Source organism: Janibacter sp. CFPM2_SD2 (assembly GCF_057364645.1).
This window is the reverse complement of sequence record NZ_JBNFOF010000074.1, coordinates 1-13209: the sequence shown is the minus strand read 5'-3', so window position 1 is coordinate 13209 and position 13209 is coordinate 1. Positions and strand designations below refer to the sequence as shown.

The 13209-nt window shown below is 73.2% G+C and carries 15 protein-coding genes, 1 tRNA gene, 1 other RNA gene and 3 pseudogenes; 3 read left to right on the top strand and 17 right to left on the bottom strand.

Features of this window, described 5'->3' with window-relative positions:
- Window positions 1–380 (top strand): annotated as a pseudogene (locus tag AC2W7J_RS08915) (amino acid permease); the annotation flags it as partial.
- 26 nt (window positions 381–406) lie between these two features.
- Here the strand turns inward: AC2W7J_RS08915 and rnpB are convergent.
- From rnpB to AC2W7J_RS08895, 4 genes and pseudogenes are all read right to left on the bottom strand, one after another.
- Window positions 407–787, bottom strand: an RNA gene (gene rnpB, locus AC2W7J_RS08910) — RNase P RNA component class A.
- A 60-nt stretch (window positions 788–847) separates the two neighbouring features.
- Window positions 848–1357 carry a TMEM165/GDT1 family protein gene (locus tag AC2W7J_RS08905; RefSeq protein ID WP_485982140.1) on the bottom strand — a complete coding sequence of 170 codons (510 nt, stop codon included), beginning with the start codon at window positions 1355–1357 and terminating at the stop codon, window positions 848–850.
- Window positions 1358–1652: 295 nt separating this feature from the next.
- Window positions 1653–1781 (bottom strand): annotated as a pseudogene (locus tag AC2W7J_RS08900) (hypothetical protein); the annotation flags it as partial.
- 296 nt (window positions 1782–2077) lie between these two features.
- Window positions 2078–2881 (bottom strand): annotated as a pseudogene (locus AC2W7J_RS08895) (RNB domain-containing ribonuclease); the annotation flags it as partial.
- A 274-nt stretch (window positions 2882–3155) separates the two neighbouring features.
- Here AC2W7J_RS08895 and yaaA point away from each other — a divergent pair.
- The gene (yaaA, locus tag AC2W7J_RS08890) at window positions 3156–4454 is read left to right on the top strand and encodes a peroxide stress protein YaaA (protein ID WP_485982139.1); all 1299 of its coding nucleotides are present in this window, start codon (window positions 3156–3158) and stop codon (window positions 4452–4454) included.
- Window positions 4455–4590: 136 nt separating this feature from the next.
- Entirely contained in the window at window positions 4591–4989 is a 399-nt protein-coding gene (locus AC2W7J_RS08885; protein WP_485982138.1) for an ArsB/NhaD family transporter, read from the top strand.
- 199 nt (window positions 4990–5188) lie between these two features.
- Here AC2W7J_RS08885 and AC2W7J_RS08880 read toward each other — a convergent pair whose 3' ends face one another.
- The 13 genes from AC2W7J_RS08880 to AC2W7J_RS08820 form a co-directional block, all read right to left on the bottom strand.
- Window positions 5189–6406: an O-succinylhomoserine sulfhydrylase gene (locus AC2W7J_RS08880; protein ID WP_485982137.1), complete on the bottom strand. Its 1218-nt coding sequence runs from the start codon at window positions 6404–6406 to the stop codon at window positions 5189–5191.
- A complete protein-coding gene (locus AC2W7J_RS08875) occupies window positions 6403–6813 on the bottom strand; it encodes a rhodanese-like domain-containing protein (RefSeq protein WP_485982136.1) in 411 nt (136 codons plus the stop codon). The genes AC2W7J_RS08880 and AC2W7J_RS08875 overlap by 4 nt, the downstream gene beginning before the upstream one ends.
- An 84-nt stretch (window positions 6814–6897) precedes the next feature.
- Window positions 6898–7383 (bottom strand): hypothetical protein, encoded by a 486-nt coding sequence (locus tag AC2W7J_RS08870; protein ID WP_255183671.1) that lies wholly within the window; start codon window positions 7381–7383, stop codon window positions 6898–6900.
- A gap of 55 nt (window positions 7384–7438) precedes the next feature.
- On the bottom strand, window positions 7439–7870 hold the full coding sequence (locus AC2W7J_RS08865) for a histidine phosphatase family protein (RefSeq protein WP_485982135.1): 432 nt from the start codon (window positions 7868–7870) through the stop codon (window positions 7439–7441).
- A gap of 69 nt (window positions 7871–7939) precedes the next feature.
- Window positions 7940–8551, bottom strand: a complete 612-nt coding sequence (locus tag AC2W7J_RS08860; protein WP_485982134.1) for a reverse transcriptase-like protein — start codon at window positions 8549–8551, stop codon at window positions 7940–7942.
- The gene (locus tag AC2W7J_RS08855; protein ID WP_255183673.1) at window positions 8551–9291 is read right to left on the bottom strand and encodes a zinc ribbon domain-containing protein; all 741 of its coding nucleotides are present in this window, start codon (window positions 9289–9291) and stop codon (window positions 8551–8553) included. The genes AC2W7J_RS08860 and AC2W7J_RS08855 overlap by 1 nt, the downstream gene beginning before the upstream one ends.
- Window positions 9288–10151, bottom strand: a complete 864-nt coding sequence (locus AC2W7J_RS08850) for a Nif3-like dinuclear metal center hexameric protein (RefSeq protein ID WP_485982133.1) — start codon at window positions 10149–10151, stop codon at window positions 9288–9290. Before AC2W7J_RS08850 ends, AC2W7J_RS08855 begins: the two co-directional genes overlap by 4 nt.
- 1 nt (window position 10152) lies before the next feature.
- A tRNA-Val gene (locus AC2W7J_RS08845) sits at window positions 10153–10224 on the bottom strand.
- Window positions 10225–10302: 78 nt separating this feature from the next.
- Window positions 10303–10908: a 2OG-Fe(II) oxygenase family protein gene (locus AC2W7J_RS08840; RefSeq protein WP_485982132.1), complete on the bottom strand. Its 606-nt coding sequence runs from the start codon at window positions 10906–10908 to the stop codon at window positions 10303–10305.
- On the bottom strand, window positions 10866–11276 hold the full coding sequence (locus AC2W7J_RS08835) for a 2-oxoglutarate and iron-dependent oxygenase domain-containing protein (RefSeq protein ID WP_485982131.1): 411 nt from the start codon (window positions 11274–11276) through the stop codon (window positions 10866–10868). Before AC2W7J_RS08835 ends, AC2W7J_RS08840 begins: the two co-directional genes overlap by 43 nt.
- A gap of 22 nt (window positions 11277–11298) precedes the next feature.
- Complete coding sequence (locus tag AC2W7J_RS08830) at window positions 11299–11826, bottom strand: peroxiredoxin (protein WP_255183676.1); 528 nt, start codon at window positions 11824–11826, stop codon at window positions 11299–11301.
- Window positions 11772–12242 (bottom strand): DUF3052 domain-containing protein, encoded by a 471-nt coding sequence (locus tag AC2W7J_RS08825; RefSeq protein ID WP_255183677.1) that lies wholly within the window; start codon window positions 12240–12242, stop codon window positions 11772–11774. The genes AC2W7J_RS08830 and AC2W7J_RS08825 overlap by 55 nt, the downstream gene beginning before the upstream one ends.
- Window positions 12239–13209 (bottom strand): PH domain-containing protein (locus AC2W7J_RS08820; RefSeq protein WP_485982130.1); only part of this gene is annotated, 971 nt, incomplete at its 5' end. The genes AC2W7J_RS08825 and AC2W7J_RS08820, both read right to left, overlap by 4 nt.

Sequence of the window (13209 nt, the reverse complement as noted above, 5' to 3'; positions counted from 1 at the left end):
TCGGGGTCTCGCGCACGGTGCTCGCCAGGCGCGCGACCGCCACCTGCCGCCGTCGCTCGCCCCGGCTCGACGGCCCGCACCACCTGCCGCGGCGCGCCGAGTGCGTCGTCGCAGGCTTCATCATCGTGCTCGTCGTGCTCGTCGACCTGCGCGGGGTCATCGGCTTCTCGAGCTTCTGCGTGCTCGTCTACTACGCGGTGGCCAATGCGAGTGCGCTCACCCTGCCCGGCAGCCCGCTGCTGCGCGTCGTCTCGGCGCTCGGCCTGCTCGGCTGCGTCGCCGTGGCCGTGCTCCTGCCCTGGCAGTCGGTGGTCACCGGTGCCGTCGTGCTCGCGATCGGTGCCTTCATCGGGTGGGTCCGGCACACGACGCGGGAGTGACCGCGTCTCCGCCCTCCGGGGGTGTGGGGATGAGTCGGCCTGTAAGCCGGGTTCTGTCCCCCGGCGCGGTTGCCCGCGCCGGGGTGACGGCCATCCATCTCGGGTCGCCGTTGCCGACGACCTCCAGCGTCCTACCCGTGTGCTCGGGCGGGCAGCCCTCGGACGCACACTGTCTGGACTTGCTCCGGGTGGGGTTTACCGAGCCGATCCGGTCACCCGGATCGCTGGTGGTCTCTTGCACCACCGTTTCACCCTTACCGCGACGACCGAGGTCGTCGAGGCGGTCTGCTTTCTGTGGCACTGTCCCGCGGGTCACCCCGGGTGGCTGTTGGCCACCACCCTGCCCTGTGGAGCCCGGACTTTCCTCGACACCGCCGAGGCGGTGACGCAGCCGTCCGGCCGACTCATCCGTCGAGCAGTGTACGGGGTGAGGGGACCTCCCCTTCGTCGGCCGGGACGGCGTGGTGTCAGCCCAACCAGCCCAGACCCTCGGCGATGAGGATCAGGCCGAAGATCGCGAAGGCGGCGGCGGCACCGTAGGTGATGACCTTCTCCGGGAGCTTGCGGCCGAGGATCGCGCCGACACCGATGGCGAGGGCGTCCGCGGCCACCATGCCGACGGTCGAGCCGATCCACGTGCCGAGCCAGTTCTCGCGCACGGCCAGGGTGATCGTCGCGAGCATCGTCTTGTCACCGAGCTCAGCGAGGAAGAAGGCGACACCGACCGCCAGGAGCGCGGAGCCCTTGGCCTTGCGCGCCTTCTGCGCCTCCTCGTCGGTGAGCTCGTCCCCGCGCAGGGTCCAGGCCGCGAAGCCGAGGAAGGCGATGCCGGCGAGGATCGCGATGGGCCCCTGGTACTTCTCGAAGCTCGCGCCGATGAAGTAGCCGATGCCGACGGACGCCAGGTGCACGAGGGCGGTGGCGGCGGTGATGCCGAGGATGACGTCGCGGGCCCGGTAGCGGGTCGCGAAGGTCATCGCCATGAGCTGGCTCTTGTCGCCGAGCTCGCGACGAAGATGACCACGGTGCTGAGCACCAGTGCTGAGAACATGAAAAAACTCCTCGTCCAGCCCGGACGAGGAGTCTGCGTGCGACGAGCCTCGACCGGGATCGTCGTATGACAAACCGGTCGAAAGTCTCGTCCGCCAGTGGTGCTGGCCCGATGTGCCGGAGCCGGGGCCGAGGCCGAGGCTCAGTGTGTCGACACACCTGTTGGGGACTACTCCCTTTCGCTGCGGCACACCCTAGCCGACGGCACGAAGGGGATGAAAGTCAGGCCACCTCGAAGTCGACCTTACCCGTCGACAGGTCGACGCCGGTCAGGCGCACCGTGACCTCGGCGCCCAGGTCCGCGCTCCCCTTCGCCGTGGCCAGGACGGGCGGGTCGACGAGCTGGACGTCGAGGTGGCCGCCCTTGTCGTCCGCATCGGGGGTGTCGACGACGACGGCGGCGAAGGTCTGCCCGACGCGGTCGGCGAGGGTCGCGGCCTCGACGGCATCGGTCGTCGCGCGCTCGACGGCGCCGGCGCGAGGTCCGAGGTCTCCATGAGCTCGGGCAGCAGCGGCAGCGCCTCACGCACCCACTGCGGCACCTCCTGCCCCGCACTCACCGCCGCGCACAGCGCCAGGCCGAAGCGGTCGACGAGACGGCGCAGGGGCGCGGTGACGTGGGCGTAGGGGGCGGCGATCGCGGCCTGCTCGACGATCTCGGGCTGCTGCCCGTCGAAGGCCGTGTAGCCGGCCCCGCGGAAGAGCACGGTCGACTCGTGGATCAGGGCCAGGTGCTTGGGGTCGGACCCGTCGAGCGACCGCAGGAAGGCGCCGTGCGCGGTGCCCTCGGCCCACTCGACACCGAGCGCCCCCGCGATGCGGCGCAGCTGGGTGACCGCCTGCTCCTCGGGCTCGGGCATGGTGCGCAGGATGCCCACCCGCGCCTCGAGCATCATCTCGGCGGCGACCATGCCGGTGAGCAGGGAGATCTGGGCATTCCAGTCCTCCGACGGCACGAGTGGGCGCAGGTGCAGGCGGAAGCCCCCTTCGACCTCCTCGACCTCCTGGTCCGGCATGGGCAGCGAGGCGCCACCGCGCTCCTGCTCGAGGGCGATCCGCAGCTCACCGATCTCCTTGAGCAGCAGCAGGCGCTCGTCGTCGGTGCCGCCGTCGACCGCCGCCTGCACGGCGGTGTACTCCAAGCGCTCGACGCTGCGCACGAGCGCCGGGTGCACCTCTGCCGCGGTGTGCTTGCCCGTCGCGTCGAGGCGGATGTCCCAGACGTAGGCAGGGCGCACCTCGTCGGGCAGCAGGCTCGCCGCACCCTCGCTGAGCACGGGCGGGTGCAGCGGCGTGCGGGTGTCGGGTGCGTAGATCGTCTGCCCGCGGCGTCGCGCCTCTGCGTCGATCGCACCGCCCGGCTCGACGAAGGACTCGAGGTGGGCGATCGCGTAGCGCACGCGGTAGCCGTCGCCCTCCCGGGACAGGTGCATGGCCTGGTCGAGGTCCATCGAGCCGGGCGGGTCGATGGTGACGAAGGGGAGGTCCGTCAGGTCGGTCTCCGGTCGCGAGAGCGGCAGCGCCGCAACGCGCTCGGCCTCGGCGAGCACGTCGGCGGGGAACTCCTCGGGCACCTCCTGCTCGGCCCGGATCGCGTCGAAGCGCTGCGTCAGGCCGGCAGCGGCGACCACCTCTCCCGCCTCCGGGTCGGTCGGGCGCAGGGTGACGGTTCGCTGTGCGGCTGCCATGCCCGCCACCCTAGAGGGCTGACGTATCGTCCGTCGGGTGCTCGTGCTGCTGCCCCCTTCGGAGTCCAAGACCGGCCGCTCCCGCGGCAAGGCCCTCGACCTGACCTCGCTGTCCTTCCCGGCGCTCACCGCAGCGCGCGAGCAGGTGCTCGAGGCGGTCGCCGCGACGAGCGCGGCCGACGACGCCCACGCCGTGCTCGGGGTCAGCCCCAACCTCGTCGACGAGCTCGCCCGCAACACCGTGCTGACGACCACTCCCGCTCCCCCGGCCGCGCAGGTCTACACCGGCGTCCTCTACGACGCCCTCGACCTCGGCGATCTCACCCCCGGGCAGCGCCGACGGGCCAACCGCTGGCTCGTCGTCGTCTCCGCGCTCTTCGGCGCGGTCCGGCCCACCGACCGGATCCCGCCCTACCGCCTGTCGATGGCGGTCAACCTGCCCGGGGTGGGCCCGCTCGCCGGGCACTGGCGCCCCGCTCTCGACGACGAGGCTGACCGCCGCGGCGGGGACCGGGCTCGTCGTCGACTGCCGCTCGAGCACCTATGCCGCGGCCTGGACCCCCACCGGCGAGACCGCCCGCCGCTGGGTGCACATCCGGGTGCCCGGGGCGACGCACATGGCCAAGCACACCCGTGGTCTCGTCGCGCGACACCTCCTGGGGGTCGACCGCGAGCCGCGCACCCCCGCGGCCCTCGCCCGCGCCCTCGAGCCGGCCTTCGACGTCGCGCTCACCGAGCCGGCACGGCCTGGACAGCCCTGGGTGCTCGACACCACCGTGAGATGAGCCCGCACGAGGTCCTCGACCTCCTCGCCCGGACCCTGCCGGTCATCGCCTTCCTCGTCGGGATCACCGTCGTCGCCGAGGTGTGCGACCTCGCCGGGGTCTTCGACGTCGCGGGCCACGCGACCGCCCGCTTGGCCGGCCACCGGGTCGTCGTCCTGTGGCTGCTCCTCGCCGCGCTGGCGGTCCTCGTCACGACCTTCCTCGGGCTCGACACGACCGCGGTCCTGCTCACGCCGGTCGCCCTGACGGTGGCCCGTCAGGTCGGGGTGCCGCCGGCTCCCTTCGCCCTGACGACGCTCTTCCTCGCCAACACCGGCTCGCTCTTCCTGCCCGTCTCCAACCTGACCAACCTCCTCGCGGTGCAGCACCTGGCCACCCTCGGCGGCAGCCACGCCGACTACGTCGCGCTCGCCGTCGGGCCGGGCCTGGCGGCGGTCGCCGGGACCCTGCTCGTCCTCGGGGTCGTGCATCGCCGGGCGTTGCGCGGCACTTCGCCGTCGAGCCGCCGGCCGCGCCGCACGACCAGGTGCTCATGCGCACCGCCGCCCTGACCTGCCTGACGACGGGCCCGCTCTTCGCGCTCGGTGCCGCCCCATGGCTCGTCGCCGGCGTCGCCGCCCTCGTCCTCGTCGGCACGCTGTGGTGGCGCGCTCCGCACCTGCTGCGACGGATCCGTCCGCCGTGGGCATGGCACTCGTGGTCACGGGGCTCTTCGTCGTCGTCCAGCTCGTCGTCGACGCCGGCGCGGGCGACCTGCTCGCCCGCCTCGCCGGCAGCGGCGAGGGCCTCGGCGACCTCGCGCGGGTCGTCGGACTGGGCGCCGTCGCGGGCAACCTGCTCAACAACCTGCCCGCCTACCTCGCCCTCGAGAGCGCAGCCGGCACGTCACCGACCCGCCTGATGGCCCTGCTCATCGGCACCGACGTCACCCCGATCATCGCGCCGTGGGGCTCGCTCGCCACCCTGCTGTGGCTGCACCGGGTCCGGGCCGCGGGCGTACGCATCGGCCCCGGCGCCCTGGTCGCCCAGGGCCTCGCCGTGGCCCTCGTCGCGGGCGGCGCGGCGCTGGTCGTGCTGGCGGCCTGACCGCCCGATGGTTGTGTGTTGAAGTGGTAGCCCAGCCTGCCGGCGGGCCCCACCAGCGGCTGCGGGCGCGCAGGACTACTGGTTCAACACACAACCACGGTCAGAGGGCCCAGCGGCCCGGCTGACCCAGGTGTCCACCGGACCTGACCTGCAGCCGCGTGGCCGACGTCCTCGCCCACGCGGAGAAGGTGCGCGCGGGTCACCCCAGCGCGCGGCGCAGGTCGGCGACGAGGTCGTCGGCGGCCTCGAGGCCCACGGAGATGCGCAGCGTGGCGTCGGTGATGCCGATCGCGGCCCGCGCCTCTTCGCCCATGCGACGGTGCGTCGTCGTCGCCGGGTGGGTGATGAGCGACTTGGAGTCGCCGAGGTTGTTGGAGATGTCGACGGTGCGCAGCGCGTTCATCACCGCAAAGGCCTCGGCCTTGCCGCCGACGACGTCGAAGGTGACGACCGTGCCGCCCCCGCTCATCTGCCGCTGCGCCAGCTCGTGCTGCGGGTGGTCGGGCAGCCACGGGTGGATGACCCGCGCCACCAGGGGGTGCTCCTGCAGGGCCCGGGCGACGGCGAGCGAGGACTCGGCCATCCGCCGCACCCGCAGGTCCATCGTCTCCAGGCCCTTGAGCAGCACCCAGGCGTTGAAGGGCGACAACGACGGTCCGGTGTGCCGGATGAGGTTGCGGACCGGCCCGTCGATGTAGTCCTGCGGCCCGAGGATCGCGCCGCCGAGGACCCGGCCCTGACCGTCGATGTGCTTCGTCGCCGAGTAGACGACGATGTCGGCGCCGTGCTCGAGCGGCCGGGAGAAGACGGGCGTGCCGAAGACGTTGTCGACGACGACCTGGGCCCCGGCGGCGTGCGCGAGCTCGCTCACCGCGGCGATGTCGACGAGCTCCTGCATGGGGTTGCTCGGCGTCTCGAAGAACACGGCGGTCGTCGGCTCGGACAGCGCCTCACGCCACTGGTCGAGGTCCGGGCCGTCGACGAAGACGGTCTCGACGCCCCACCGCGGCAGGATCTCGTCGAGGATGACGAAGCAGCTGCCGAAGAGGCCACGCGAGGAGACGACGCGGTCACCCTTGCCGAGCAGCGCGGCGAGGGCGGTGAAGACGGCCGACATGCCGGACGCCGTCGCGTAGGCCGCCTCGGCCCCCTCGAGCAGGCGCAGCCGCTCCTCGAGCATCGCGACGGTGGGGTTGCCGTAGCGGGAGTAGACGAACTTCTCCACCTCGTCGGTGAAGGCCGCCTCCGCCTCCTCGGCGCTGCCGTAGACGAAGCCGGAGGTCAGGTAGAGCGCCTCGGACGTCTCGTCGAAGGTCGAGCGCGCCTGCCCGCCACGGATGGCGAGTGTCTGCGGTGAGAGCCCCTCCGGGTCGAGGTAGGGGCGCGGGTTGCCGGGACCGAAGGGAGTCGCGCTCACCCCTGCCTCCACGGCAGGCCGGCCTGCTTCCAGCCGTTGACGGCGCGGTGGCCCTGCGCGTCGAGGTCTCCCTCGAAGCCCTCGGCGACGTTGTGCGCCGCGGTGTACCCGGCCGCGGTGGCCGCCGCCGTCGCGGCGGCCGAGCGGGCGCCCGAGCGGCAGAGGAAGAGCACCGGGGTGTCGTCGGTCGGGATGCTCGCCCGCAGGTCGTCGAGGAATCGCGGGTTGGCGCGCCCTCGGGGAGGTCGTCCACTCGATGGGTGACGACCCGCTTGCCGACGGAGGTCAGGTCGCAGCCCGACGAAGGACCACTCCGCCGAGGTGCGCACGTCGACGAGCACGGCGTCGGGGTCGCTCTCGAGGCGCTCCCAGGCCTGCCGGGGGGTGAGGTCTGCGTGCTGGGTCATGGGCGTCAGGCTAGACGCCGCCCCGGACCGCTCCCGCCGCCGGGTCAGCACCCGAGACGTCACCAGGGACCGGCTGCCGCCCCGTCACTGCCCGAGCGCGACCCCGTGGCTGACCAGCCAGGCCGTGACGAGGAAGCGCGCGAGGCAGCCGATCGTCGTCACGACGAGGAAGGTGACCGTGCTGACCCGCTTGATCCCGGCGGCGACGGTGACGACGGCCAGCGGCGGGAAGCCGATGCCCGAGCTCGCGAGCATGACGAGGGGGCCGAGCCGCGGGCGGTCGAGGACGCCGATCATCGCGGCGCTCCACCGGGTGAGCCGCTCCCGCACGGGCCCGGCCGGCTGCCGGTCCTCCTGCGCCTCTCGGGCCTCCTTGGCCTCGCGGCGACGGCTGTAGGCCTCCGCTCCCTTCGCCGCGGCCACGAAGTGGGTCATCTTGCCGACGACGAGGCCGCCGGTCATCGCGCTGACGTGGAGCACCCAGGCCTCCGGGAAGATCACCGGAGCGGCGACGGCGTAGATCTCCGCGTTGAGCGGCGGGAAGTAGGCCGAGAGCAGCCCGAAGAGCACGGCTCCGACGAGGCCAGAGGCCGTGAGCCAGGAGGGCAGGTCGTCGATGGCTGCCTCAGATCCGGTTGGTGAAGGCGACGACGGCCCGGCCGTCGGGCCACGCCTCGATGCCGGTGAGCGAGCCGGGCGACCCCGCGAGGCGCCACATGTGCTCGTGGGGCAGGCCGAGGACGAGGGTGAGCACGGCGAGGATCGGCTTGCGGTGGCTCGCCACGACGACGGTGCCGCCGCGCGCGACGACCCGCTCCCACGCGGCGGTCACCCGCTCGACCATCACGTCGTGGCTCTCGCCACCGGGCCGTGCGTAGCCCCGGTCGTCGCGCAGGGCGCGGAAGTCATCGGCCGCCTGCGCGACGAGGTCGCTCACGCTCGCCCCGTCCCAGTCACCGAAGGACTGCTCGTCCCAGTCACGGTCACCTCGGCGGCCACCCCGAGACGGTCGGCGAGTGACGGCCCCGTCTGCGGCCGGGCGGACGTCGGCGTGCACGACGAGGTCGTCGACGAGCTCGGCGACGAGCTGCGCGGCCCCGCGCGGCCTGCTCGCGCCCGGCCTGCGTCAGGTCGGGGTCGCTCCCCCCCGCGCCCCGTCGAGGCGGCCCTGCTCGGTGAACTCGGTGACGCCGTGGCGCACGAGGACGACTCGCGTGGGCCTCCCGTGGCCGCTCCACGGCCGCACCGGCTCCTGCTCGCTGTCGCGCGAGGGGGCGAGGTCGTCGCGCGACTGCTCCGACGCGTGCCAGTCCTCGACCGTCTCGCCGTCCATGCCCCGGTTGGACAGGGCGTCGGCGGCGGAGTTGTCCGCCCGCGGCACCCAGATGAGGTCGACCGAGCCGCCGGCAGCGGTGATCTCGGCGACGAGGGCACGCCCCTGCTCCGCGAGCTCGCGCATGTCGGGGTGCTTGATCTTCCAGCGGCCCGACATCTGCTCGACGACGAGCTTGGAGTCCATGGCGACGACGACCCGGGCATCCGCGGCGATCCGCCGAGCGGCCGCCAGACCGGCGAGCATGCCGCGGTACTCGGCGACGTTGTTGCTCGCGGTGCCGATCGGCGCGGCGAGCTCGACGAGCACGGTGCCGGCATCGTCACGCACGAGCGCGCCGTAGCCGGCGACGCCGGGGTTGCCGCGTGACCCTCCGTCCGCCTCGACCCGAAGACTGCGTCCCATCAGTCCCCGGAGTGGGTGCGCACGAGGATGCGACCGCACTCCTCGCACCGCACGACCTCGTCGCTCGCGGCCCGCTCGATGGCCGAGACGTCGACCGGGTTGAGCTCGAGCCGGCAGCCACCGCACCGGCCGTGCGTGAACTCGGCCGCCCCGAGACCGCCCGAGCTGTCACGGATGCGGTCGTAGAGCGCGAGGAGCTTGTCGTCGATGCCGCCGGCGAGGTCGGCCCGCGGGCGCACCACCTCGGTGCGCTCCGCGTCGAGCTCGGCGATGGCTGCGTCACGCTCGGCGGTGAGGCGGTCGACCTCGGCCTGGGCCTCGTCGCGGCTCGCGGTGAGCTCGGCCAGCCGCGCCTCGGCGCTCTCCTGGCGCTCCATGACCTCGATCTCGACCTCCTCGAGGGCGGACTGCCGCCGCGCGAGGGTCTCGAGCTCGTGCTGGAGCGAGGTGAGGTCGCGCGAGGTCATGCCGGTGCCGGCGTCGAGGCGGGCCTGGTCGCGGGCGGCCCGGTCGCGCACCTGCTGCACGTCGGCCTCGGCGCGGTCGACCTCGCGGCGGATGTCGGAGAGGCCGGTCTCGACGCGCACGACGTCGTCGGACACCTGCTGCAGCCGGCCACCGGCCTCGGCGAGGGCGGCGATCTGCGGCACGCGACCGCGGGCGTGGTCGATCTGCTGCAGCCGGGTGTCGAGGGCCTGCAGCTCGAGCAGCCGGGCCTGGACGAAGGGATCTGCCTTCACTGTGGGTCTCCTTGGTCGGGTCGTGCGCCGACGGTGAAGCTCCACGGGTCGGTGCAGATGGTGCTCACGTGGGACTCCAAGCCCATCACATCGTGGCCCGCCGCCGCGAGGGACTCACCGAGCCGGTCGAGCATCTCCTGCAGCCACAGCGACTCGGTGGCCCAGTGGCCGGCGTCGACGACGAAGGGGGTCCCGCCCCGGGCAGCCGCCTCCTCGCGGGCCTCGAGCACGGGGTGGTGGCGCAGGTCGGAGGTCACGTAGACGTCGGCACCCGCGGCAGCGGCGGCGTCGAGCAGCCCGTCGCCGGCCCCACCGAGCAGGGCCACGCGGCGCACCTGCCCGTCCGCCGGTCCGGCCACACGGATCCCCGCCGGTGCCGAAGGGAGCGCCCCCGCCAGTCTCGTGGCGAAGTCCGCGAGGCTCACCGGTGCGTCGAGGTCACCGACGCGCCCCATGGGCCGCCCCTCCTCGATGGTCAGCGGCTCGGTCACGGTGAGGCCGCAGGCCCGGGCGAGCGCGGTGTTGACCCCGGGCTCGGCGACGTCGGCATTGGTGTGGGCGACGTAGAGGGCGACGTCGCCCACGACGAGGGAGGTGACGGCCGCTCCCTTCGCGCTCGTCGTGGCGACGGAGTGCACGCCGCGCAGCAGCAGCGGGTGGTGCGTGACGAGCAGGTCGGCCCCCGCGTCACGGGCCTCCTCGATGACCGCGAGGGTCGGGTCGACGGCCGCGTGGATGCGACGGACGGGCTGGTCGGGGTCGCCGGTGACGAGACCGACGCGGTCCCACGACTGGGCGGAGTCGACCGGGAAGGTCTGCTCGAGGACGTACAGGACGTCCCGGAGGCGGAGGTGGCTCATGTGGGCCCGGCCGGCTCGAACCGACGACACCCGCGGTGTAAACGCGGTGCTCTACCACCTGAGCTACAGGCCCCTGGCGCACTTGGCGCCGGGCGTCATTGTGTCAGGCCCGCGACCGCGCCTCGGACGCGGCGCGGGCGCGTCAACACCCTCAGACGCGGCGCGCGTCCTCGATGAGGTTGATCTCGTAGAGGACGAGGTCGAGGGCGTCGGCAGCGCTGATCGGCGAGAAGCGCTGCGGGGTCTGCTCGGTGACCGTCGACACGAGCGGGCTGAGGACGGTCCACGGCGTGGGGTGGGTGAACTGCACGACGGAGTAGCGGTCGCCCTCCTGGCCGGGGGCGGCGACGACGCGGTGGATGCCCGGCTCGATGACGCCGTTGGTGACGACCTCGAGCATGAGGCCGGTGTTGATGATCGCGCCGCCCTCGGGGGCGATGGCGTCGATCCACTCGCCGCTGTCCTTGAGCCGCACCTGCAGGCCGGCGGCGGTCGCGCGGGGCAGCGCGGTGATGAGGTTGATGTCGGCGTGCTCGGCGGCCCAGACGTGGGGCGCCTCTGGGGCCGAGTCCATGGCCGGGTAGTGGATCGCGCGCGAGAGGGTCGGCCCGTCGACGAGCATCTTCTCGAAGTAGTCGGGGTGGGCGCCGACACCGGTCGCGATGATCCGCAGGACCCGTCGCTGCAGGTCGGCGACCGAGCGGTGGAAGGTCGTCAGCGTCTCGCTGATGCCCGGCACGGCCGACTCCGGGAGCACCGGGTCGTGGTAGCGGTGCGGGTAGCGGGTGCGCAGCGGGTGCCGGCCGGGATCGCGGGACCCCAGTTGAGCATCTCCTTCCAGTCCGCGACGTCGGCGGTGGCGGCCGTCTCGACCAGCAGGCCGGTGTAGCCGGTCTGGCCGTGGGTGCCCGGCGCGACGAACTGCTCCTTGACCTCGCGCTCGGCGGTGAAGAACTCCTCGAGCATGCCGTAGGCGCTGTCGATGAGGTCCTCGGACAGGTCGTGCTTGACGTAGACGAAGCCGGTCTCCAGCGACGTCATCAGCCCGTCGACGACGGCTCGCGCGCGCTCACCGTCTCCGGACTCGAAGGCCAGCAGGTCCACCTCGAGGATGTCGTCGCTCATGAGGGCGAAGACTACCCGCGACTCAGGCCCGGGCGGGACCCCCGAGGGCGTCGAGGGCGGCGTGGTAGCCGGCGAAGTCGCGCGCCTGCCCCGTGGGGTTGACCAGCTGCCACGCGATGCGGCCGTCGCGGTCGACGAGGAAGGTGCCGCGCTTGGCCATGCCCTGCTCCTCGTCGAGGACGCCGTAGTCGCGTGCGACCTGCCCGTGCGGCCAGAAGTCCGACAGCAGCGGGAAGAAGTAGCCCTCCTGGTCGGCCCACGCCCGCAGGCTGAACATCGGGTCGCAGGAGATCGCCACCGTCGTCACCTGCTCGGACTCGAAGCGACCGAGGTCGTCGCGGATCTCCCCGAGCTCACCGGTGCAGATGCCCGAGAAGGCGAAGGGGTAGAAGACGAGCAGCACGGCGCGGTCGGCCCGCAGCTCGGCGAGCGAGACGTCACGGCCGTACTGGTCGCGCAGGACGAAGTCGGGTGCGGTGCTCCCGACCGACAGGCTCAGCGCGAGCCCTTGGGAGCGGCCAGGCGGGTGGCGACCCAGGCGTCGGAGCACATGACCGAGCCGGAGGTGTGCAGGCCGGCCGTCGTCGCGGCCTCGTCGACCTCGCTCGGGTCGACCTCCTCCTCCTGACCGGGGCGGGGCGTGACCAGCACGATCGAGGAACCCTCCGCGAGGGTGCCCAAGGTGTCGACGAGCGCGTCGGTGAGGTCACCGTCGCCGTCGCGCCACCACAGGATCACCGCGTCGACGACACCGGTGTAGTCCTCGTCCTCGAGCTCCTCGCCGATGACGTCCTGGACCGCTGCACGCAGGTCCTCGTCGACGTCATCGTCCCAGCCGTACTCCTGGACGATCTGCCCGGTGCTGAAGCCGAGCTTTTCGACTGCGGCCTCGGCGAGGTCCGCTCCTGCGGACCGCGACTCCCCCGTCACGACACTGGTCCTCTCTGCTGCTCGCTGCTCACTCATCCGTCATAGTCCACCGCGTCCGGCGCCCGGTTGCAAGCAGGTCCACCGTCGTCGTCGCGTCGCGCGGGGCTCGCGTGGGCCTCGACGAGCCCCCGCAGGGCCTCGGCGTGCGCCCGGTCGAGGTGGCAGACACCCGGGTCCACGGGCCCCACGGTGCTCACCGCGTGCACCGTTGCGAGGTCGAGGCGCCGGGCGAGCGGCCCCTGCGAGACGGTGAGCGACTGGATGCGTCCCCAGGGCGCGACCCGGATCCTGCGGTCGAGCCACCCGCTCCGGTCGAGAAGCGCTGCCTGCCCTGCGAGGTAGCCGATGTGGCGGTGGGCGAAGGGGTGGACCCACCTCGCGCGCCGCGGCTGGCCCACGAAGCCGGTCGGGGTCGTGGTCATCAGGTCCCGGACCTCACGCGTCGTCCCGGCGTCGCCGGTGACGACGTGCAGCAGGTGCAGCACCTCCGGCGTCGTCGCCGCCGGGACGAGGACGGGGTCGGCCGACTCCGCGGCCGAGCCGATCTCGGCGCCGGCGACGTTGACCGTCAGCGACCACCACCCCGCTCGCCGCCACAGCCACGGCTGGTCGACCTGCACGGCCTGCACGCGGTGCAGCGGGACGGACGAGGTGCGGGTGTCGGTGAGCCCGCGCTGGCTCGTGAGGGTGCTCCCCCGCCGCCCGATGACCAGGCCCCACCACCGGGTGAGGCGCAGCAGCGCGCGACCACCGGCCACCACGACGACGGGGAAGAGCCCGGTGACTGCCGGCGCGAGGCCGACGAGCGCGAGGACGACCGCGACGACACCGATGAGGGCGACGAAGATCGCCTCGCCGCTCAGCAGCACCGACGCGACGACCCGCGCCGGCGGCACGACGAGCAGCCGCTCCTCGGCGGCCTGCGCCGCGGACGAGGCGAGGTGGGCGAGGCGCGCCAGGTTTCGTCCCCCGCCCCACGGCACCGGGCGGGCGGGGTCCCCCC